Genomic DNA, 18,869 nt, shown 5'->3' on the forward strand with positions numbered 1-18,869 from the left:
CTGGCGAGGCTCAGCGCGCGGCGTTGAGCTGGCGGCGCGTGGCCAGCGCGGAGGCCCGCGCGGCGCTCGCGAAGTCCTCGCCCGACGAGGCGTACAGCACCGCGCGCGACGAGTTCACGACGATCGGCCCCGTGGTGCGGCCGGCGGCATCACGCACCAGGCCCGCCTTCACGGTGGCCTCGGCATCGCCGCCCTGCGCGCCGACACCGGGGATCAGCAGCGGCAGCGTGGGCGCGAGCGCGCGCACCCGCGCGATCTCGGCCGGGAAGGTGGCGCCGACCACCAGGCCGAGTTGGCCGTTGCGGTTCCAGTCGCCGGCGGCGAGCTTCGCGATGCGCTCGTACAGCAGCGAGCCGTCTTCCAGGCGCTGGGCCTGCAGGTCGCTGCCGCCGGGGTTGCTGGTGCGGCACAGCAGGATCAGGCCGCGGCCGTCCCAGCGCAGGTAGGGCTCGATCGAGTCGAAGCCCATGAAGGGCGACAGGGTCACCGCATCGGCCTGGTAGCGCTCGAAGGCCTCGCGGGCGTACTGCTCGGCGGTGGCGCCGATGTCGCCGCGCTTGGCGTCCAGGATCACCGGCACATCGGGCGCCACGCGGCGGATGTAGGCCATCAGCCACTCGAGCTGGTCCTCGGCGCGGTGGGCGGCGAAGTAGGCGATCTGCGGCTTGTAGGCGCAGACGACGTCTTTCGTGGCGTCGATGATCGCGGCGCAGAAGTCGTGGATGCGGCCGGGGTCGTTCTTCCAGGCGCCGGGGAACTTCGACGGCTCGGGGTCGAGGCCGACGCAGAGCATCGAATCGGCCCGGGTCTGGGCGGCGGCCAGGCGGTCGGTGAAGCGCATCGGGCGGGTCCTGCGGCGGGGCGGGTGGGCGGAGGTTCGGGCGGGCGGCGGGCGGGCAGGCGGGCAGCGCGTCAGACCCGCCGGGCCAGCGCCTCGGCCAGGCCGGTGTAGCTGGCCGGGGTCATCGCCAGCAGGCGGGTCTTCTCGGACTCGGGCAGCGCCAGCTTGGCGATGAAGCCCTGCATCAGCTCGGCCGTCATCGGCTGGCCGCGGGTAAAGGCTTTCAGCTGCTCGTAGGGCTCGGGCAGGCCGTGGCGGCGCATCACGGTCTGGATCGCCTCGGCCATCACCTCCCAGGCGTTGTCCAGGTCGGCGGCCAGCGCGGCGGCGTTCAGCTCCAGCTTGCCCAGGCCCTTGGCCAGGCTGTCCAGGCCCAGCACCGCGTAGCCCAGGGCCACGCCCATGTTGCGCAGCACGGTGCTGTCGGTCAGGTCACGCTGCCAGCGGCTGATCGGCAGCTTCTGGCTCAGGTGCGCCAGCAGCGCGTTGGCCAGGCCGAAGTTGCCCTCGGCGTTCTCGAAGTCGATCGGGTTGACCTTGTGCGGCATGGTCGAGCTGCCCACTTCGCCGGCCTTCACGGCCTGCTTGAAGTAGCCCAGCGAGATGTAGCCCCAGACGTCGCGGCACAGGTCCACCAGCACGGTGTTGATGCGGCGCTGGGCGTCGCAGAGCTCGGCGATGCCGTCGTGCGGTTCGATCTGGGTGGTGTAGGGGTTGAAGTCCAGGCCCAGCGACTCGACGAAGCGCTGCGCCAGCGCCGGCCAGTCCACTTCCGGGTAGGCCACCACGTGCGCGTTGTAGTTGCCGACCGCGCCGTTGATCTTGCCGGGGAACTCGATGCCGTGCATCACCGCCACCTGGCGCTGCAGGCGCGCCACGACGTTGGCGATTTCCTTGCCCACGGTGGTCGGCGAGGCGGTCTGGCCATGGGTCCGCGAGAGCATCGGCAGCGCCGCGTGCTCGTGCGCCATCGCGCGCAGCTTCTCGACCACGTCCCAGGTCTTCGGGGCGATGACGGTGGTGTAGGCCTCGTGCAGCATCAGCGCGTAGCTGAGGTTGTTGATGTCCTCGCTGGTGCAGGCGAAGTGCACGAACTCCAGCGCCGGACCCAGCTCGGCGTCGTCCTTGAGCCGCTCCTTGATGAAGTACTCGACCGCCTTGACGTCGTGGTTGGTGGTGCGCTCGATTTCCTTGACCCGGGCCGCGTCGGCGACCGAGAAGCCTTCGGCCAGCGCGCGCAAGCGCCCCGCGGCGGCGTCGCCGAACGCGGGCAGTTCGACGATGCCCGGCTCGGCGGCCAGCGCCAGCAGCCACTCCACCTCGACCCGCACCCGGGCCTTGACCAGGCCGTACTCCGAGAAGATCGGCCGCAGGGCCTCGGCCTTGGCGGCGTAGCGGCCGTCGAGCGGCGACAGGGCGGTGAGGGCGGGGTCGGACATCGTCTGGCTCGGCAAGGCGGGGAAGGGCGCCATTCTACCCGCTCCCCCCTGCCATGGCCTTCAACCCCGCCTGCTTCGGCAGGAGGGACTTCAGTCCCGATGCTTCATGGCCAAGGGCATCGGGACTGAAGTCCCTCCCACAGGCGGCGCGCTATGCTCGGGACTGGAATGGAGGGAGCGCGCCATGACCCGAGGGACCCGCACCGAGAAGGACAGCCTGGGCGAACTGCAGGTCCCGGCCGAGGCACTGTACGGCGCCCAGACCCAGCGCGCCGTGCAGAACTTCGCGATCTCCGGCCTGCGCATGCCCCGCGATTTCATCCGTGCGCTCGGGCTGGTCAAGGCCGCGGCCGCGGACGCCAACGCCGCCCTCGGCCATCTTCCCAAGGGCATGGCCGCCGCGATCGCGGACGCCGCGGGGCAGGTGGCCGCGGGTGACCTCGACGGCCAGTTCCCGGTGGATGTGTTCCAGACCGGTTCCGGCACCTCGAGCAACATGAATGCCAACGAGGTCATCGCCAGCCTGGCCACGCGGCGCCTCGGCAAGCCCGTGCACGCCAACGACCAGGTCAACATGGGGCAGAGCTCGAACGACGTGGTGCCGACTGCTATCCAGGTCGCCGCCGCGCTCGCCTGCCGCGAGCAGCTGCTGCCGGCGCTGAAGCACCTGCGTTCGACCATCGACCGGCGCGCCCGGAGGCTGGGCAAGGTAGTCAAGACCGGCCGCACCCACCTGATGGACGCGATGCCGCTGACCCTGGCGCAGGAGCTGGGCGCGTGGTCGGCCCAGCTCGCCAGCGCCATCGAGCGCATCGAGGACAGTCTCAAACGGCTGCAGCGGCTGCCGATCGGCGGCACCGCGGTGGGGACCGGCATCAATGCCGACGCGCGCTTCGGGAAGAAGGTGGCGGCGGCGCTATCCTCGCGCTCGGGCGCGCGCTTCGTGCAGGCTGGCAACCTGTTCGAGGGCATCGCCAGCCAGGACGCGGCGGTGGAGCTCTCCGGCCAGCTCAACGTGCTGGCCGTGGCGCTGATGAAGATCGGCAACGACCTGCGCTGGATGAACTCCGGCCCGCTGGCCGGCCTGGGCGAGATCGAGCTGCCGACGCTCCAGCCGGGCAGTTCGATCATGCCGGGCAAGGTCAATCCGGTGATCCCGGAAGCGGTGTGCATGGCCTGCGCCCAGGTCATGGGCAACCACGCCACGATCACGATCGCGGGGGCCAGCGGCAACTTCCAGCTCAACGTCATGCTGCCGGTGGTGGCGCACAACCTGCTGCAGTCCATCGGCCTGCTGGCGAACGGCGCCAGGCATCTGGCCGACGCGGCCATCGCCGGGTTCACGGTGCGCAAGGCGCGGCTGGACGAGGCGCTGGCGCGCAACCCGATCCTGGTGACCGCGCTCAATCCGGTGATCGGTTACGAAAAGGCCGCCGCCATCGCGAAGCAGGCCTACCGCGAGGGACGCCCGGTGCTCGAGGTGGCGCGCGAAGCCACCGGGCTGGACGACAAATTGCTCAGGAAGATGCTGGATCCGGCGCTGCTCGCCCGCGGCGGCATCCACGGCAAGCCGGGGGGCGGGGCCGGCTGAACCGGCCCGCCGCGGTCACGGCGTGTACTTGCCGTCGCCGCACTTCTCGATGTCGGCTTCGTCCATGTTGGCGTAAGGCGCGAATGCCGGCACGGCTTCCGCGAAGCGCTGCTGGCGTGCGTACAGGTCGGGCAGCAGCCCGCAGAGGGCCTTGGCCTCGGCTTCGAGCTCGGCGGTCTGGCCCTTGAGCTGTTCTTCGACGGTCGTGCCGTCGCCGCTGAGCGCGCTGGCGGCGGCCAGCTTGAGCGCATCGCCGGCCAGTGCCGCACCCTGCAGGCCGATCCGGGCGCCCGTCTCCGCAACCTGGGCCAAGGCATTGCGGTAGGCGAGGGCAATCTCGCGCTGCCCGTCGTCCATGGGGACCTTCTCGCCGCCGATGATCAGGTCGCCTTGCGGGCTGAGCTTGGCCGCAGGCTCGTCGTCGCGGCCTCGGCCGAGGTCCATGTCTTCCTTGGCGAATTCTTCGCGGATCTCGCTGACGGCCTTGTCGGCCAGGCCGGCGAATCCGTCGCTCCCCTCGGCGGCGGGGGCCTCGTCCTTGCCCGAGCAGGCGGCGGTCGCGAGGAGGGCGGCAAGCAGGAGGGGCTGTGCAATCAAGCGGGACATGGCGTTCTCCGGGATGGAAAACGGGCGGGAGGCCGAGGCCTCCCGCCCGGGGTTGATCGCATCAACCTTCGTCGCGGTTGCGGCGGAAGTAGACGGCGGCGTAGATCAGCAGGGCACCGATCGCAGCGCCGATCCAGATGTCGGCATGGCCAAACGCGGCCCAGCTGCTGGTGATGTCCACGAGTCCGGCGATGTCCTTGGGGCCATCGAACGGGCCGGTCGGTTCCTGGGCAATGGTCGGGATCCAGGCGCCCGGGGCGATGCTGAGCAGGCCGCGGTAAGCCAGCGTGTACCAGAGGTTGTCGTGCGGGATCTCGATGCCGGGGAAGATGTCGGTGAAGCTGATCATCGCGCAGGTCAGCACCGGGACCGCGGTAGCCCACAGGAAGGGCAGGCGGCGCGCCCAGGCCGAGCAGAACATCAGCCAGCCGACGGTGGGCAGCGACCACAGCATCTGCACCGGCAGGGCGGCCGCCACCGTGGCCAGGACGCGGAACGGATGGGAATGGGTGACCACGTCGGTGGAGCCCGGCACGCCGGACGCCGCGGCGCCGATCAACATCACGATCCAGAGCACCACGCCGATGACCAGGCCGATGCCCACCGCCAGCAGCGGGGCGAGCAGCAGGGCCCAGGCCGCCTTGGAAAGCACCATCTGGGCGTCGGTGATCGGCATCGACTTCCAGAACAGGATGCTGCGGTCGCGGCGATCGTCGTAGAGCGAGCCCAGCGCGTAGAAGAACAGCACGAAGGCCATCACGGACAGCGCGATGCCGACGCCGCCGGTGAGGATCGCGTCGCCCACGCCGCCCAGTTGGGCCGCGTGCTCCGCCGCTTCGGCGGGGCTGGCGATCTGGTTCACCTTGTCCCGGTGTTCATTGGCCAGAATGGCACCGGCGATCGTGGCGATGACCGAGAACAGCACGGCGATGCCGCCGACGACGATGGGCGCCCAGAGGAAGCCACCGCGGTTTTCCCAATATTCGCGCTTGAGCAGCCATTTGAAAGTGTTCATGCGTAGGTTCCCTTCATGGTGGCGACGAACAGGTCGGCGATGCCGGGGTTGCGGGTCTCGCCGTACTGGGCGAGCTGGCTGCGCGGGATGCCGTCGAACAGCATCACCGACTTGCCGAACACCTGTCGTTCATCGATCGGCTTGAGCGCGCGGGCGGCCTCGGCCTTGTCGGCGCCGACCATGACCTCGGTGAAGCGCTCGCCCACTTCGTCCATCGTCGCGGACATGACGATCCTGCCGTCGCGGATGAACATCAGGTCGGTGAGGATGTGTTCGATCTCCTCGACCTGGTGGGTGGTGACGACGATCGTCTTCTGTTCGTCGAAGTAGTCCTCGAGCAGGTTCTGGTAGAACTGCTTGCGGTAGAGGATGTCCAGGCCCAGGGTCGGCTCGTCCAGCACCAGCAGCTTGGCGTCGATCGCCATCACCAGCGCCAGGTGCAGCTGCACGATCATGCCCTTGGACATTTCCTTGACCCGCATGTTCGGGGCCAGCTTCGTGTGCGCCAGGTAGGCCTCGGCCTTCTTGCGGTCGAAGCGGGGGTGCACGCCGGCGACGAAGTCCACGGCATCCTTGACCTTCAGCCAGCGCGGCAGCACCGCCACGTCGGCAATGAAGCAGACTTCCTGCATCAGCGCGTCGCGCTCGCCGCGCGGGTCCTTGCCGAGCACCTTCAGCTCGCCCTCGAAGGGCACCAGGCCCAGGGCTGCCTTCAGCGTGGTCGTCTTGCCGGAGCCGTTCGGACCGATCAGGCCGACGATGCGGCCGGCCGGAATGTCGAAGCTGATGCCATCGACGGCCGGCTTGCCCTTGTAGCGCTTGCTGAGGTTACGGGCGGAAATCACGGCGCTCATCACTTGTTCTCCTTGTCGGCGCGGTCCACCAGCTTCTGGAAGTCCAGCCCCAGGCGCTGGATGCGCTCGACCACCAGCGGCCACTCTTCCTTCAGGAAGCGGTCCCGCTCGGAGGCCAGGAGTTTCTCGCGCGCCCCTTCGGTCACGTACATGCCAAGTCCCCTTCGTTTTTCCACGAGTTCTTCGTCCGCCAGCTCCTGGTAGGCGCGGGAGACGGTGATCGGATTGAGCTGGTACTCGGCGGCGATCTGGCGCACCGAGGGCAGGGCCTCGCCCGCCTTGAGGTCGCCGTCGAGCATCATGGCCACCACCTTGTCCTTGAGCTGCCGGTAGATCGGCGCGCTGTCATTCCAGGCGATATTCATCTCAGGACTCCCGGCGCGGCAGCAGCGCGGCCAGCGACACGTAGGGCATGGCCAGGTGGCGCTTGAGGGCGCCGCGGCGGGCCTTGCCGGCGGCCTCGTCGGCCTGGGCCAGGCCGGCTTCCGGGGAAGCGAGGGCCTGGCTGGCCATCGGCGGCTCGCCCAGGGCATAGCCGGCCAGGACGAAGCCCAGGGCTACGGTCAGTCCGATCAGGTTGGTCTTGAACTTGGCGTACATGGCGCCTCCCGTCTTGGTGACGTATTGGATAGGTGTTGTAGGTAACTATAACACTATAAAAAGACCTGTCAACACCCCCTGCACGTGAAAGCGCCCAAACTGATGGCATAGACCCGGGATGGCCCCGGGGGAGGGCGTCGAATGAAGATCTGGGCAAGTGTCGCGATGGCGGGCCTGCTGGCCGCCACCCCCGCGCTGGCGGGCGAAAAGCTGCTGGACCGCAGCTTCCGCCAGCTGGCGGGCAAGGAAACGGTGAACCTGCAGCAGGCTTACGGCGGGCAGGTGCTGCTCGTGGTCAACACCGCCAGCAAGTGCGGCTTTACGCCGCAGTACGAAGGCCTCGAGGCGATGTACGCCAAGTACAAGGACCAGGGCTTCGCGGTGCTGGGCTTCCCGTCCAACGATTTCATGGGGCAGGAGCCGGGCAGCGAGGAGGAGATCCAGGAATTCTGCACGCTTACCTATGGCGTGAAGTTCCCGATGTTCGAGAAGGTGCAGGTGCGCGGCAGCGGCGCCACGCCGCTGTATGCGGAGCTTGCCGCGGCCACCGGCGAAGCGCCGGGCTGGAACTTCCACAAGTACCTGATCGATCGCGAGGGCAAGGTCGTGGCCAGTTTCGGCAGCCGCACCAAGCCGGATGATCCGAAGCTGGTAGCCGAGATCGAGAAGCTGCTCGCCACGCCGGCGCCTGCGAAACCGGCGCCCAAGGCCTGAGGCGCGACGGCGCCGGCTTCAGAGCCGGCGCTTGATCGCGTTGATCAGCGTGCCCAGCACCGGGATGTGCTGGAAAAGACCGTCGGCCGCGTTCCAGTAGTCCTGGTGGTAGACCACGCGGCCCTCGGCGTCGAAGCGCAGGTGGCTCATGCCGACCGTCCAGGTGTTGACGCCGCGCCGGAATTTCCTGAAGCGGATCATCATCGACCAGCGCACCAGATGCTCATCGTTCGCGGTGCGCGTGGTTTCGTGGATCTCGACGCGGCAGGCCTCCACGGCCTCGGCGCTTTCGCGCAGGTAGTGCGACAGCGCGTCGCGACCTTCCACGGCCTTGAGCGTATCGTTGAAGTACACGTCCGGGGCGTAGGTCTGCGGCACGAGCTTGTCGACGCGGTCGGGCGCGAAGCTGGAAAAGAACTGAGCGAAGCGGGCCAGCGCCTGCGCTTCCGCCGCGCTGCCGGCGGGCGGGGCAGGGTGGCGGGCGCGAATCTGCTTTAATTTTTCAAGCGTTTCCATGGCGGCATTCCACTCTGGCGCAGGTGAGGACAGCATGACCGAAGCACGCAACGATGCCACGCCGCCGATGGCGCCAGGCGCCCTGGTCCTGGGCTGGGCCGGCGTGATCCCATTCCTGGTCCTGGCCCTGGCGGGCTTTTCGCCGGAATGGCGGGCGCAGGCGCTGTCGGCCTTCCTGCCGTACTCGGTGGCGATCCTCTCCTTCCTGGGTGGCGTGCGCTGGGGCCGGGCGCTGGCGGCGGGCGCGGGCACCTGGCAATACGCGCGCGCCGTGGTACCGAGCCTCTGGGCCTGGGCGGCCTGGTGCCTGCTGTCGCTGGAGCCGGCGCTGGTGGCGCTGGCGGCGGGCTTCGTGCTCGCGGGCGCCTGGGACGCGCGTGGCGACGCGCTGCCGGCTCCGACCGCGTTCCGGCGGCTTCGGCTGGGCCTCGGGCTGGCGGTGGTGGCCTGCCACGCGCTCGCGCTGGTGGCGCTGGTGGTCGGGCCCGGCTGAACGATTCCGGCCCGGTGCATTGCCGTCCGGCCCGTGCGCCGCGACAATAGCGCGCGACGCGCCGTTCCGGCCCGCCCCCTCAGGAGTCCTTCCGCAATGAATTCCGCCCTGCGTTACGCCGCGCCGCTGGTCCTCGCCAGCCTGGTGCTCTCCCTCAGCGCCTGCAAGCCCGAAGCCGAAGAGAAGTCCGAAACCGCCACCACCGAAGCCGCCGAAGGCGACGCGGGCGCCGAGGCGCCGGCCGTGGTCGCCGGCATCGAAGGCCAGGAGACCGAGAAGAAGCAGGTCAGCTACATGATCGGCCTGGACATGGCCAAGTCGCTGGCGCCGATCAAGGACAGCCTCGACATCGAAGTGATGACCGACGCGATGGTCGCCCACTTCAACGGCGAGGCCCCGAAGCTCACCGACGAGCAGATGGTGCAGGTGCAGCAGGCGTTCACCACCAAGATGCAGGAGCAGGCCGCCGCCAAGGCCGAGGCCGCCGCGGTCGAGAACCTGGCCAAGGGCAACGAGTTCCTGGCCGCCAACAAGGACAAGCCGGGCGTGCAGACCACCGAGTCCGGCCTGCAGTACGAAGTGGTGCGCGCGGGCAACGGCGCCCAGCCGGCCGCCACCGACGTGGTGAAGGTGCACTACAAGGGCACGCTGCTCGACGGCACCGTGTTCGACAGCTCCTACGATCGCGGCGAGCCGGCCGAGTTCGGCCTCAACCAGGTCATCCCGGGCTGGTCCGAGGGCGTGGCGCTGATGAAGGTCGGCAGCAAGTACACGTTCTGGATCCCGGCCTCGCTGGCCTACGGCGAGAGCGGCGGCGGCCCGATCCCGCCGAACTCGATGCTGACCTTCGAGGTCGAGCTGCTGGAAATCGTCAAGTAACGATGTCCGTGGAAAATCGCGCGGCCGGCCACCGGCCGCGCGACACCCGGTCCCGGCCCCGCCGGGCACCGTAGGGGAAAGGCATGCGAGTCACTGTTTTCGGCACCGGCTACGTCGGCCTGGTCACGGGCACCTGCCTGGCCGAGGTGGGCAACCACGTGGTCTGCGTGGATATCGACCAGGCCAAGGTCGAGGGCCTCAACCGCGGCGTCATCCCCATCTACGAACCGGGCCTCGAGCCCATGGTCCGCGCCAACCATGGCGCCGGCCGCCTCCGGTTCACCACCGACGCCGCCGCCGCGATCGCGCACGGCGACACGATCTTCATTGCCGTTGGCACGCCGCCCGACGAGGACGGCAGTGCCGACCTCCAGTACGTGCTGGCCGTCGCCCGCAGCATCGGCGAGCACCTCTCGCGCCCGGCCGTGGTCGTCAACAAGTCGACCGTGCCCGTGGGCACCGCCGACAAGGTGCGCGCCACCATTGCCGCCGCGCTGGCGGCCCGCGGCGCCGACGTCGCCTTCGAGGTGGCGTCCAACCCGGAATTCCTGAAGGAGGGCGCGGCGGTCAACGACTGCATGCGCCCCGACCGCATCATCGTCGGCTCGCGCAGCCCCCGGGCCGTCGAACAGCTGCGGCGCCTGTACGCGCCCTTCAACCGCAGCCACGACCGCGTGGTGGTGATGGACGAGCGCTCGGCCGAGCTGACCAAGTACGCGGCCAACGCCATGCTGGCCACCAAGATCAGCTTCATGAACGAGATGGCCAACATCGCCGAGCGGGTGGGGGCCGACATCGAGATGGTGCGCCATGGCATCGGCTCCGACCCGCGCATCGGCCACCACTTCATCTACCCGGGCCCGGGCTACGGCGGCTCCTGCTTCCCCAAGGACGTGCAGGCGCTCGAGCGCATCGCGCGCCAGCACGATTACCCCGCGCGCATCCTGGCCGCGGTCGAGGCGGTGAACGACGCCCAGAAGGGCAAGCTGTTCGAACTCATCTCGCGCCATTTCGGCGGCGACGTGGCCGGCAAGACCATCGCGGTCTGGGGCCTGGCCTTCAAGCCCAACACCGACGACATGCGCGAAGCGCCCAGCCGCACGCTGCTGGCGCAGCTGTGGGCGGCCGGCGCGCGCGTGCGGGCGCACGACCCCGAGGCCATGGACGAGGCCGCGCGGATCTTCGGCGAGCGCGACGACTTGGTGTTCTGCGACAGCCCCGACGCCGCGCTCGAAGGCGCCGACGCGCTGGTGCTGGTGACCGAGTGGAAGGCCTTCAACAGCCCAGATTTCCAGGCCATGGCCGGGCGCCTGCGGGCGCGGGTGGTTTTCGACGGACGCAACCTGTTTTCGCCCGATGCCGTCGAGGAAGCCGGCCTGGCCTACTATGGCATCGGACGCGGCCGCACCCTGCGGCACGACTGAGACCACCGCCATGTCCCACACGCCTGCCGGCGGCCCTGAGCTTGAGGACCGCATCGCCGAACTGGAGTCGCGCATCGCCTTCCAGGAGCTGGCGCTGTCCGAACTGAGCGACGCGCTGGCCGAAACCCGGATGGAAACCGCGCGCGCCAGCGAGCAGTTGGTCCGCGCGCTGGGCGACCTCAAGCAACTGCGCGGCCTGCTGTACGCCGACCCCGGCGCCGAGCCGCCGCCGCCCCACTACTGAGTACGATCCACGCATGAGCAATTCGCTGCGCGAGAAACTGATGGGCCTGGGCTTCAAGGCGCCCGAGCCGGAGGCGCGCCCGGAGCGCAAGCCCGACGGCGGCGGCCGCCCGGGCGAGGGAGGCAAGGGACGGCCGGGCGGCCGGCCCAACGATCGCCGCGGCGAGCGCACCGGCGGCAAGCCCGGCGAGTCTCGCGGTCCGCGTTCCGACGGCAAGCCCGGTGAGTCGCGTGGCCCGCGTCCCGGTGCGAAGCCGGGTGAGTCCCGCGGTCCGCGCGCTGACGCCAAGCCCGGGGAATCCCGTGGCCCGCGCCCGGGCGCGAAGCCCGGCGAGTCGCGTGGCCCGCGCCCGCCGGGCAAGCCCGGGGAGGGACGCCGCGGCGGCAAGCCGCGCAGCCAGGAAGAGATCGACCTGGCCAAGGCCTACGCCATCCGCGCGCAGAAGGAAAAGGAAGAGCGCATCGAGGCCGAGCGCCTGAAGCAGGAAGAGGCGCGCCTCCGCCGCGAGGCCAAGGCCAGGCTCGCCGAGCTGGTGAAGGACCAGGGCCTGAACGACAAGGAGGCCGACATCGCCCGGCATTTCCCGTACGGCGGCAAGATCAAGCGCATCCACGTCACCGCGGCCCAGCTCAAGCAGCTCAACGCCGGCGAGCTGGGCGTGCTGCAGCTCGACGGCCGTTACCTGCTGGTCACCGCGGCGCTGCTCGATGAAGCCGAGAAGGTGTTCGCCCCGGCCGTGGCCCTGCGCGTGGACCCCAATGCGCCCGCGGGCGAGGACCCTTACGCGGACCCGCTGTACCAGGTCCCCGACGACCTGGTCTGGTAACCGCGCCCCGTGGCTGGCCTGGGGAGGCTGACCCGCCGCATGCGCCACCTCGACCTGCGTTGGAAGGTGCGGGGCGGGGTTCAGGTGCGGGTCATCGAACAGCCCGGCCTGTGGATGGCGCCGGACGAGCTCGAGGCCTTGCTTGGACAGCTGCGCGGCATCGTGCGCCGCGGCATCGGCCATGACCTCGACTACGGCATCGTCACCGGCGATCCCGAGCGCCTGCGGCAGGCCGTGATCACGATCCTGTCGGACGCGAAGACCGGCCAGCCGGTCGCGTTCAACGCGCTGTCCTACATGGACCTGGAGCTGCGAGGCGTGCCGGCGCGTGCGCTGCACCTGGGCCTGGTGGTGGTGGATCCGGCGTTCCGCACGCAAGGGCTGTCGTGGGTGCTGTACGGCCTGACCTGCATGCTGATCTTCGTGCGCCGCGGCCTGCGGCCGCTGTGGATCAGCAATGTCACCCAGGTGCCCGCGATCATCGGCAAGGTCGCCGAGGCCTTCGTCACGGCCTGGCCCAATCCCTTCGCCAGCGTCCGCCGCAGCTTCGACCACCTGAGCGTGGCCCGGGAAATCATGCGCCGGCACCGGGCCGTGTTCGGCGTGGGCCCGGAGGCCGGCTTCGACGAGGCGCGCTTCGTGATCACCGACGCCTACACCGGCGGCTCGGACAACCTGAAGAAGACCTTCGACCAGGCCCAGAAACACCGCGACGAGCGCGCCAACGAACTCTGCCGCGACAGCCTCGACTACGGCCGCGGCGATGATTTCCTGCAGGTGGCGCGCTTCGACCTGCCGGCCGCGCGCCGCTACCTGCTGCGCGACGTGCCGCGCCACTCGCTGCCGGCACTGTCGTTCCGCTTGTTGTTCCTGATGCTGGGCCAGGTGCTGCTGCCGCTGCTGCACTGGCTCGACCCGCAGGTCGCGATGGGCGCGCTGCGCCCGCGCGGCGAGGAGTAAGCCCGATGCACGCCTTCGACTACGCCGAATTCACCGACCGCAACCTCGGCTTCATCAACGCCGACGAACAGGCGCGGCTGCGCGCCGCCCGCGTGCTGGTGATCGGCGTCGGCGGCATGGGCGGCGCGGCGGTGCAGGCCCTGGCCCGGATGGGCGTGGGTGCGCTGACCCTGGCCGACATCGACACCTTCGAGGTCTCCAACCTCAACCGCCAGGTGTTCGCGACCCTGGACACCGTGGGTCAGGACAAGGCGCAGGCCACCGCCGCGGCGCTGCGCCGCATCAACCCGGGCCTTGAGCTGCAGGTGCTGGGCCGGGAATGGGCCAGCCGGCTCGACGAGCTGCTGGCGACGCACCCGGTGGTGGTCAACGGCATGGACGACATCGCGATGGGCGTGCGGCTGTACCGCGCCGCGGCGCGCCACGGCGCCACCGTGATCGATGCATACACGTCGCCGCTGCCCTCGGTGATCGTGGTGGGGCCGGGCGACCCGCGGCCCGAGCAGCGGCTGGGCTACCCGACGCTCGGCGTGAGGCCTGACGACTTCGACGACGCGATGCTGCGCGCCTGCTTCGAGCGCGAGGTGGAGTACGTGATGGTGCACTCGAGCTCCGCCAGGCACATCGACCTCGGCGTCGCCAAGGCGCTCATCGCCGGCACCCGCAAGCGCATGTCGTTCGCGCCGATGGTGATCGCCACCGGCAACCTGATGGCCTTCGAGGTCGCCAAGCAGCTGCTGGGCCGGCGGCCGGCCGCGGATGCGCGCGGCTACTTCTTCAATCCGTGGACGATGCGGGTCGAGCGGCCCTATCCGGCGCCGGTCGCCGCGGTGCGCCGCTGGCTGGTCCGGCGGTTCATGGCGAGGCTGATGAATGACTGACGCGCTCGCCAGCGACGTTGCGCTCACCTGGATCGCGGCGCTCGCCTGCGTTCCCTACCTGCGCTTCCTCTGGCGGGCGGAATCCCCCGCAGGCGGCCGGGCCGCGCTGGCCCTGGTGGTGCTGATGGGGCTCCTGCTGGCGCTGCGCGGCTTTGACTGGCTGCAGGTCGCGCCCTGGCTGGGGCGACTGACCTTCGCGGTCGCCACCTGGCTGCCGCTGGCCACCACGATCTTTTGCGAGCGCCTGCTGCGCCGGCACCACCCGCTCTGGCTCAAGGGGCTGGCGCTGGGCGTGTCCGCCGGTTTCTTCACCGTGAACCTGGTCACCCCGCTGGCGCAGGGGCAGGCGTGGACGGTGGCGTTCGCCGGCGCGTTCGCGGCGGTGATGGCCTGCAACGCGCTGCTGTTGCTGCGCGCCACCGACCGCGACCTCGGCGTCGAGCAGCGGCGCCTGGCGCGCGTGCTGGTGCTGGTGGCGCTGATCGCGGCACCGCTGATCGTCAGCGATTTCCGGACCTTGCTGGGATGGCCCCCAGTGCGCCTGGGCAGCCTCGCGGCGATGCTCTTCATCCACGTGATGCTGGCGGCCGAGGCGCGGCTGAGCCTGCTGCGCGAACTGGTCGGTCGACTGTTCGCCTGGGCGGTCCAGGGCCTGGCGCTGGCGCTCGCCTTCGCCTGGGTGATGGGCTTCGGCGGTGAGGCGCTGTGGCGGCATGCCATCGCGGCCTGGCCCGCGGCGATCGCCATGCTGATGCTGGCGGCCATCGTCACCAGCAGCCGGGCCCTGTCGCTGGCAAGCGCGGAGGGCCAGTTCCTGCGCTGGCTGCGCGCCGCGCCGCTGGACGACCTCGAGCGCCTGCTCGGCGCACTTGGCGACTATTTGCCGATGCGCAAGCACCTCCGCCTGCAGGGCCCCGATCTTGCCGGCTACGACCCCGGCGTGCTCGGACGACTGGCCGATGCGCCGGTGTCGCTGGCGCGTGCCCGCGCCGCGGCGGCTTCGCCCGATGCCGCCCTCGCGGAAGCCGGCGAGCAGTGGCGCGACCTGCTCGAGCGGCACGACATGAACCACGCGCTGCCGCTGCGCGCCGACCCGCCGCTGGTGCTGCTGGTCGACCTGGCGGCGTCGTCGGCCGGCAGCCTGGCCCACCTCCGGGCCGCGGTGGTCCAGCGCCTGGGCCGCTCGCTGGCGGCGCGCGGATGAGCGCGGTGCGGATCGTCGAGGGCGACTTCGCGGCCTTCTTCGCCGCGCCCTTCGCCGTGTACGGCCCGGACGCCCGGATTGCGTCGCCGCTGGAGCCCGACCTGCGCGCCGCGCTGGATCCCGCCCGCAATCCGCTCCTGCAGGACGGGCGCGCGCGGCTCACGTGGTTCACCGCGCACCGGGACGGCGCGGTGGTCGGGCGCGTCGTCGCCTCGGTCCACGATGCGTCCAATCGCCTCCACGGCTGGCGCCGCGGCAGTTTCGGCATGCTCGACTGCGTCGACGATGCCGCGGTCGCGCGCGCGCTGCTAGATGCCTGCGCGGCCTGGGTCGGCGCGCGCGGCTGCGATGAGCTGGTGGGCAGCTTCAACCTGACCATCACCCAGATGATCGGCACGTTGACCGAAGGCCACGAGCACGCGCCCTACACCTACCAGGACTGGTCGCCGGCCTACCTGCCGGGCCTGCTGGCCGCCTGCGGGTTCACGCCCTCGTACCCGATGCGCACGTTTGAAGTCGATGTCGCCGGTGTCGCCGAGGAGGCGCTGTTGGGGCCGCGGCAGCGGGCGCTGCTGGCCGACCCCGACTGGTCCTTCGAGCCTCTCCGGCGCTGGCGACTGGACGACGCGCTGCGGGCCGCCTGCGCGGTGCTCAACGACGGTTTCGCCGACAACCCGATGTTCGTGCCGCTGACCGAAGCCGAGTTCCTGTTCGCCAGCAAGGGCATGGCGCTGGTGATGGATCCGCGGCTGGGCTGCGTGGCGCGCCACCGCGGCGAACCGGTGGGCGTGCTGCTGTGCCTGCCGGACCTCAACCCGATGATGCATGCGATGGGCTACCGCATCGGCTGGCGCGCGCCGTGCCACTTCCTGCGCCACCGCCGGCCGGACCGGGCCGCGATCGTGTTCTATTCGGTGCGGCGCAGCCACCACGGGCAGGGCGTCAACGGCGTGATGCTGCACCGCTTGTTCGCCGGGCTGCGCGCGGGCGGGTATGCCAGGCTTGGCGTGAGCTGGGTGTCGGACGGCAATGCCGCCAGTCTCCGCCAGCTGGAGAAACTCGGCGCGCGCCCGCTCCATCGCCTGCATCTGTTCGGAAAGTCCCTGCCATGATCGCCCCCGGCGTCGACCGCGTAACGCAATGGGTCTCGCAGTCCGCCCGCGCGCCGAGTGCACACAACGTGCAGCCGGCCCGCTGGCGCCTCGCGGGCGCCTACCTCGAACTCTGGGAAGACCCGACGCGCTGGCTGGCGGCCGGCGATCCGGTGGGCCGCGACGCCAGCATCGGCCTGGGCATGGCCTGGGAAGGCCTGCGGCTCGCGGCAGGCGCCGACGGCTGGCAGCTGGGTGAGCCCGAGCGGGACGCGGCGGCCTATCCGCCCCCGCCGACGCCACGACGCCGCGCCCGCGCCGCGCTCGCGCCGGGCGCCGTCGCCGATCCGCTCGCGGCCTGGGTCGACTCGCGCCGCTCTTGCCGGCAAGCCTTCGTCGCGGCCTCCGCTGACGCGGAAGCGCGCCTCGAAGCCGTGTTCGCCGCCCATGCCGGCATCGCCCTGCGCGCGGATGGTTCCGCCCTCGAAGGCTTCGCCGCCGCGCACCAGGCCGCCAGCATCGACCTGCTGCGCGACCGGTCCATCGGCGCCGAGCTGCACGCCTGGCTGCGCCTGTCGCGCCGCCATCCGCTGGCGACGCGCGATGGCCTCGATGCCGCCTGCCTCGGGCTGTCGCCGCTCGAGGCCCTCGGCGGGCGCGTGCTGATGCGTCCTGCGGTCGCCGCGATGGTCGCCCGCCTGGGACTCGGCGGCCTGCTCGTGGACGAAGCGCGCAAGACACGCACGGCCACCGCGATCGCGGTGCTGGCCGTGACGGACGGCGTGGATGATTTCGAGGCCGGGCGCCGCTGGTACCGGTTCTGGCTGGCGCTGGCCGCCGCCGGGTTCGCCGCGGTGCCGATGTCGGCCCTGGTCGATACGTCGCGCGGGCGCGATGCGCTGGCGGCGCTGAAGGCCGTGCCCGCGGGGCGCCGCGCGGTCAACGTCATGCGCGTGGGCGTCGCGCCCGCCGCGCCGCCGGCCAGCGCGCGGCTGCCGGCGGCCGAGCTGCTCGAGGTGGCGGCTAAAGCCGCTTGAGGTATTCGAGCAGCGCCGCCTGCGCGTCCTCGTCGAGGCCGGCCACTTCCGCCTCGTGGCCCGCGCGGCTGCGGCCGGGCAGGGCGGTGTCGAACCACTGCGGGTCCGACCACGGGCGGTACCCGTCGCGATAGCGCCAGTCGCTGCCTTCGGCGACGCCGGCGATGCCCACCCGCTGCAGGTCCAGCGCATGCCCGCCGACCTGGAAACGCGCCGGGCGCTCGCCCGGATTGAGCAGGTGCCACAGCGTCGGCACCGAGCCATTGTGCAGGTAGGGCGCCGTCGCCCAGACGCCGCCGAGCACGGGCGCGACGTAGCCGCGCGTGGCTTCCGCCGCGAGGTAGTCGCCAAGGGTCGAAGCGCGGATGCGATCGAGCAGGTCCGCGTCCACCGCCGCGGCGCGGCCCGGGTCGGAGCCGATTTCGGCCAGCGGCGACAGCCGGTTCGGGAAGCGCCGCAGCGTCGGCCGGCCCTTGGCTTCGGCGTAATCGCCGTGGCACTGCGCGCAACGCTGCGCGTACACCTCGCTGCCGCGAGCCGCGAGCGCGCCGTCGATCGGGCCCGGGAAGGGCGGCGACGCAGCGTGGCGATCTAGGAAGGCGAGCGCTTCGGCCACCCGCGGCATCGCCTCGGGCGCCTCGGCGTGCGGAACGCCCATCGTGCTGACGGTGAAGAACCCGACGATCCGCGCCTGGTCGGCGGCGCTGGGGTGATCGCCGCTGCGTTCCAGCGGACGCAGTCGCGCCGCGTCCGCGGGCGCGTACAAGCCGTCGGCGAGCAGCGCGCTGCGCAGCGCACGGTCGGCCAGGCCGGGGATGCTGACGGTGGCGGCATCGCCCGCGGCCTGCACCGGCGCGCCCAGCCGGAAGCGCAGCGCGTCGATGCCGTTGCTGCGGCCCGGTCCCCCGTTGCGGAACGGCAGCGCATCGCCGTCGCCCAGCACGGCCAGCCGGTCGGTCAGCTTGGGCCACACGAAGCGGCGCAGGGTGCCGAGCTCGCGCTTGCTCGTGCCGGGGAACAGCGTCGGGATGGCGTCCATGACCTCGTCGCGGCGGTCGCGATGGGCGCGCAGCGCGTCGAGCACGGCGTCGGCATAACCGTCCAGGTCCAGCGAGGTGTTGGGCAGTCCCAGCCAGGCCACGCGCGTCGGCTGGCCGTTGGCGTCGTAAATCGCGCCAGCGTGGCAGCTGGCGCAGCCGATGGTGGCGACCTCGAGTTCGAACGGCGGCAACCGGCGGCCGACGGGTCCGGACACCAGGCCCATCGGCCGGGCAAAGGCGGGGGAATCTTCGGTGGGCCAGTTGGCCACGGCGGTGGGTACGAACAGCCCGTGCCGCTGCAGCTGAGCCAGCAGCTTCGCCTGGGTCGGCGGCTCGCCGGGGTGCTGGTGCAGCACCAGCGCCGTGGCCGCGATCTTCCACGGCACCGCACTCGATTCGAGCGTATGGGTGCTCAGGCCGTTGAAGTCGTCGAACAGGAAGCGGGTGGCGCCCACTTCGTCCGCCCCGGCGCTGCCGCCCTCGCGCTGGGCCTGCTCGAACGCCGCCATCTCGGCGGAGCGGCCGCGCGCATCGAACTGGCAGCCAGTCACGACGCCGACGAGCAGGGCCAGGAAAAGCGCGCGATTCAGGGGCATGGCAGGCGTCCGGACGGG

21 protein-coding genes are annotated in these 18,869 nt (G+C 71.0%); 12 read left to right on the forward strand and 9 right to left on the reverse strand.

The genetic code is table 11. The features are described from left to right. Nucleotides 1-10: 10 nt before the first annotated feature. Together pyrF and purB are read right to left on the reverse strand one after the other, a co-directional pair. Nucleotides 11-841 carry an orotidine-5'-phosphate decarboxylase gene (gene pyrF / locus VFV21_RS03135; protein WP_329668033.1) on the reverse strand — a complete coding sequence of 277 codons (831 nt, stop codon included), beginning with the start codon at nt 839-841 and terminating at the stop codon, nt 11-13. Between the two features lie 71 nt (nt 842-912). Continuing rightward, entirely contained in the window at nt 913-2,280 is a 1,368-nt protein-coding gene (gene purB, locus VFV21_RS03140) for an adenylosuccinate lyase (protein WP_329668034.1), read from the reverse strand. A 184-nt stretch (nt 2,281-2,464) separates the two neighbouring features. Between purB and VFV21_RS03145 the strand changes: the two genes are divergently transcribed. Further along, entirely contained in the window at nt 2,465-3,871 is a 1,407-nt protein-coding gene (locus VFV21_RS03145) for a class II fumarate hydratase (protein ID WP_329668035.1), read from the forward strand. A gap of 15 nt (nt 3,872-3,886) precedes the next feature. Here VFV21_RS03145 and VFV21_RS03150 read toward each other — a convergent pair whose 3' ends face one another. The 5 genes from VFV21_RS03150 to VFV21_RS03170 all read right to left on the reverse strand — a co-directional run bounded on the left by VFV21_RS03150 (nt 3,887) and on the right by VFV21_RS03170 (nt 6,946). Next, nucleotides 3,887-4,477 carry a hypothetical protein gene (locus tag VFV21_RS03150; protein WP_329668036.1) on the reverse strand — a complete coding sequence of 197 codons (591 nt, stop codon included), beginning with the start codon at nt 4,475-4,477 and terminating at the stop codon, nt 3,887-3,889. 61 nt (nt 4,478-4,538) lie between these two features. After that, entirely contained in the window at nt 4,539-5,492 is a 954-nt protein-coding gene (locus tag VFV21_RS03155) for an ABC transporter permease (RefSeq protein ID WP_329668037.1), read from the reverse strand. Further along, nucleotides 5,489-6,346, reverse strand: coding sequence for an ABC transporter ATP-binding protein (locus VFV21_RS03160; protein WP_329668038.1), 858 nt, complete (start codon nt 6,344-6,346; stop codon nt 5,489-5,491). The genes VFV21_RS03155 and VFV21_RS03160 overlap by 4 nt, the downstream gene beginning before the upstream one ends. Next, the gene (locus tag VFV21_RS03165; RefSeq protein WP_034210938.1) at nt 6,346-6,711 is read right to left on the reverse strand and encodes a GntR family transcriptional regulator; all 366 of its coding nucleotides are present in this window, start codon (nt 6,709-6,711) and stop codon (nt 6,346-6,348) included. The genes VFV21_RS03160 and VFV21_RS03165 overlap by 1 nt, the downstream gene beginning before the upstream one ends. 1 nt (nt 6,712) lies before the next feature. Then, nucleotides 6,713-6,946: a hypothetical protein gene (locus tag VFV21_RS03170; protein WP_034210939.1), complete on the reverse strand. Its 234-nt coding sequence runs from the start codon at nt 6,944-6,946 to the stop codon at nt 6,713-6,715. Nucleotides 6,947-7,087: 141 nt separating this feature from the next. On the opposite strand from VFV21_RS03170, the gene VFV21_RS03175 reads away from it, so the two are divergent. Further along, complete coding sequence (locus VFV21_RS03175; RefSeq protein ID WP_329668039.1) at nt 7,088-7,660, forward strand: glutathione peroxidase; 573 nt, start codon at nt 7,088-7,090, stop codon at nt 7,658-7,660. A gap of 18 nt (nt 7,661-7,678) precedes the next feature. On the opposite strand, the gene VFV21_RS03180 is transcribed toward VFV21_RS03175, so the two are convergent. Further along, on the reverse strand, nt 7,679-8,176 hold the full coding sequence (locus VFV21_RS03180; protein WP_329668040.1) for a nuclear transport factor 2 family protein: 498 nt from the start codon (nt 8,174-8,176) through the stop codon (nt 7,679-7,681). A 34-nt stretch (nt 8,177-8,210) separates the two neighbouring features. Here VFV21_RS03180 and VFV21_RS03185 point away from each other — a divergent pair, with 34 nt between their 5' ends. From VFV21_RS03185 to VFV21_RS03230, 10 genes are all read left to right on the forward strand, one after another. Next, nucleotides 8,211-8,669: a DUF3429 domain-containing protein gene (locus tag VFV21_RS03185; RefSeq protein WP_329668041.1), complete on the forward strand. Its 459-nt coding sequence runs from the start codon at nt 8,211-8,213 to the stop codon at nt 8,667-8,669. Between the two features lie 96 nt (nt 8,670-8,765). Continuing rightward, nucleotides 8,766-9,548: an FKBP-type peptidyl-prolyl cis-trans isomerase gene (locus VFV21_RS03190; protein WP_329668042.1), complete on the forward strand. Its 783-nt coding sequence runs from the start codon at nt 8,766-8,768 to the stop codon at nt 9,546-9,548. Nucleotides 9,549-9,631: 83 nt separating this feature from the next. Continuing rightward, nucleotides 9,632-10,972 (forward strand): UDP-glucose/GDP-mannose dehydrogenase family protein, encoded by a 1,341-nt coding sequence (locus VFV21_RS03195; protein WP_329668043.1) that lies wholly within the window; start codon nt 9,632-9,634, stop codon nt 10,970-10,972. Between the two features lie 10 nt (nt 10,973-10,982). Then, nucleotides 10,983-11,216, forward strand: a complete 234-nt coding sequence (locus tag VFV21_RS03200) for a SlyX family protein (protein WP_329668044.1) — start codon at nt 10,983-10,985, stop codon at nt 11,214-11,216. A gap of 13 nt (nt 11,217-11,229) precedes the next feature. Continuing rightward, nucleotides 11,230-12,042 (forward strand): DUF2058 domain-containing protein, encoded by an 813-nt coding sequence (locus VFV21_RS03205; protein ID WP_329668045.1) that lies wholly within the window; start codon nt 11,230-11,232, stop codon nt 12,040-12,042. Between the two features lie 39 nt (nt 12,043-12,081). After that, a complete protein-coding gene (locus VFV21_RS03210; protein WP_329668046.1) occupies nt 12,082-13,002 on the forward strand; it encodes a hypothetical protein in 921 nt (306 codons plus the stop codon). 5 nt (nt 13,003-13,007) lie between these two features. Continuing rightward, nucleotides 13,008-13,883: a ThiF family adenylyltransferase gene (locus VFV21_RS03215; RefSeq protein WP_329668047.1), complete on the forward strand. Its 876-nt coding sequence runs from the start codon at nt 13,008-13,010 to the stop codon at nt 13,881-13,883. After that, nucleotides 13,876-15,087, forward strand: a complete 1,212-nt coding sequence (locus tag VFV21_RS03220; RefSeq protein ID WP_329668048.1) for a hypothetical protein — start codon at nt 13,876-13,878, stop codon at nt 15,085-15,087. The genes VFV21_RS03215 and VFV21_RS03220 overlap by 8 nt, the downstream gene beginning before the upstream one ends. Next, the gene (locus tag VFV21_RS03225; RefSeq protein ID WP_329668049.1) at nt 15,084-16,199 is read left to right on the forward strand and encodes a GNAT family N-acetyltransferase; all 1,116 of its coding nucleotides are present in this window, start codon (nt 15,084-15,086) and stop codon (nt 16,197-16,199) included. The genes VFV21_RS03220 and VFV21_RS03225 overlap by 4 nt, the downstream gene beginning before the upstream one ends. Further along, nucleotides 16,196-17,215, forward strand: a complete 1,020-nt coding sequence (locus VFV21_RS03230; RefSeq protein WP_329668050.1) for a hypothetical protein — start codon at nt 16,196-16,198, stop codon at nt 17,213-17,215. Before VFV21_RS03225 ends, VFV21_RS03230 begins: the two co-directional genes overlap by 4 nt. Here the strand turns inward: VFV21_RS03230 and VFV21_RS03235 are convergent. Next, a complete protein-coding gene (locus VFV21_RS03235; protein WP_329668051.1) occupies nt 17,202-18,851 on the reverse strand; it encodes a hypothetical protein in 1,650 nt (549 codons plus the stop codon). The genes VFV21_RS03230 and VFV21_RS03235 overlap by 14 nt on opposite strands. Nucleotides 18,852-18,869: the final 18 nt, after the last annotated feature.

It is taken from the genome of Arenimonas sp., assembly GCF_036275555.1.
Lineage (GTDB): Bacteria > Pseudomonadota > Gammaproteobacteria > Xanthomonadales > Xanthomonadaceae > Arenimonas.

What these genes read in the sequence shown, in the direction of transcription:
- VFV21_RS03150 (WP_329668036.1), bottom strand. Translation starts at nt 4,477, where the DNA reads ATGTCCCGCTTGATTGCACAGCCCCTCCTGCTTGCCGCCCTCCTCGCG.
- VFV21_RS03230 (WP_329668050.1), top strand. Translation starts at nt 16,196, where the DNA reads ATGATCGCCCCCGGCGTCGACCGCGTAACGCAATGGGTCTCGCAGTCC.
- VFV21_RS03190 (WP_329668042.1), top strand. Translation starts at nt 8,766, where the DNA reads ATGAATTCCGCCCTGCGTTACGCCGCGCCGCTGGTCCTCGCCAGCCTG.
- VFV21_RS03225 (WP_329668049.1), top strand. Translation starts at nt 15,084, where the DNA reads ATGAGCGCGGTGCGGATCGTCGAGGGCGACTTCGCGGCCTTCTTCGCC.
- VFV21_RS03155 (WP_329668037.1), bottom strand. Translation starts at nt 5,492, where the DNA reads ATGAACACTTTCAAATGGCTGCTCAAGCGCGAATATTGGGAAAACCGC.
- VFV21_RS03215 (WP_329668047.1), top strand. Translation starts at nt 13,008, where the DNA reads ATGCACGCCTTCGACTACGCCGAATTCACCGACCGCAACCTCGGCTTC.
- VFV21_RS03200 (WP_329668044.1), top strand. Translation starts at nt 10,983, where the DNA reads ATGTCCCACACGCCTGCCGGCGGCCCTGAGCTTGAGGACCGCATCGCC.
- VFV21_RS03195 (WP_329668043.1), top strand. Translation starts at nt 9,632, where the DNA reads ATGCGAGTCACTGTTTTCGGCACCGGCTACGTCGGCCTGGTCACGGGC.
- VFV21_RS03210 (WP_329668046.1), top strand. Translation starts at nt 12,082, where the DNA reads ATGCGCCACCTCGACCTGCGTTGGAAGGTGCGGGGCGGGGTTCAGGTG.
- pyrF (WP_329668033.1), bottom strand. Translation starts at nt 841, where the DNA reads ATGCGCTTCACCGACCGCCTGGCCGCCGCCCAGACCCGGGCCGATTCG.
- VFV21_RS03165 (WP_034210938.1), bottom strand. Translation starts at nt 6,711, where the DNA reads ATGAATATCGCCTGGAATGACAGCGCGCCGATCTACCGGCAGCTCAAG.
- VFV21_RS03145 (WP_329668035.1), top strand. Translation starts at nt 2,465, where the DNA reads ATGACCCGAGGGACCCGCACCGAGAAGGACAGCCTGGGCGAACTGCAG.
- VFV21_RS03160 (WP_329668038.1), bottom strand. Translation starts at nt 6,346, where the DNA reads ATGAGCGCCGTGATTTCCGCCCGTAACCTCAGCAAGCGCTACAAGGGC.
- VFV21_RS03175 (WP_329668039.1), top strand. Translation starts at nt 7,088, where the DNA reads ATGAAGATCTGGGCAAGTGTCGCGATGGCGGGCCTGCTGGCCGCCACC.
- VFV21_RS03185 (WP_329668041.1), top strand. Translation starts at nt 8,211, where the DNA reads ATGACCGAAGCACGCAACGATGCCACGCCGCCGATGGCGCCAGGCGCC.
- VFV21_RS03220 (WP_329668048.1), top strand. Translation starts at nt 13,876, where the DNA reads ATGACTGACGCGCTCGCCAGCGACGTTGCGCTCACCTGGATCGCGGCG.
- VFV21_RS03205 (WP_329668045.1), top strand. Translation starts at nt 11,230, where the DNA reads ATGAGCAATTCGCTGCGCGAGAAACTGATGGGCCTGGGCTTCAAGGCG.
- VFV21_RS03180 (WP_329668040.1), bottom strand. Translation starts at nt 8,176, where the DNA reads ATGGAAACGCTTGAAAAATTAAAGCAGATTCGCGCCCGCCACCCTGCC.
- purB (WP_329668034.1), bottom strand. Translation starts at nt 2,280, where the DNA reads ATGTCCGACCCCGCCCTCACCGCCCTGTCGCCGCTCGACGGCCGCTAC.
- VFV21_RS03235 (WP_329668051.1), bottom strand. Translation starts at nt 18,851, where the DNA reads ATGCCCCTGAATCGCGCGCTTTTCCTGGCCCTGCTCGTCGGCGTCGTG.
- VFV21_RS03170 (WP_034210939.1), bottom strand. Translation starts at nt 6,946, where the DNA reads ATGTACGCCAAGTTCAAGACCAACCTGATCGGACTGACCGTAGCCCTG.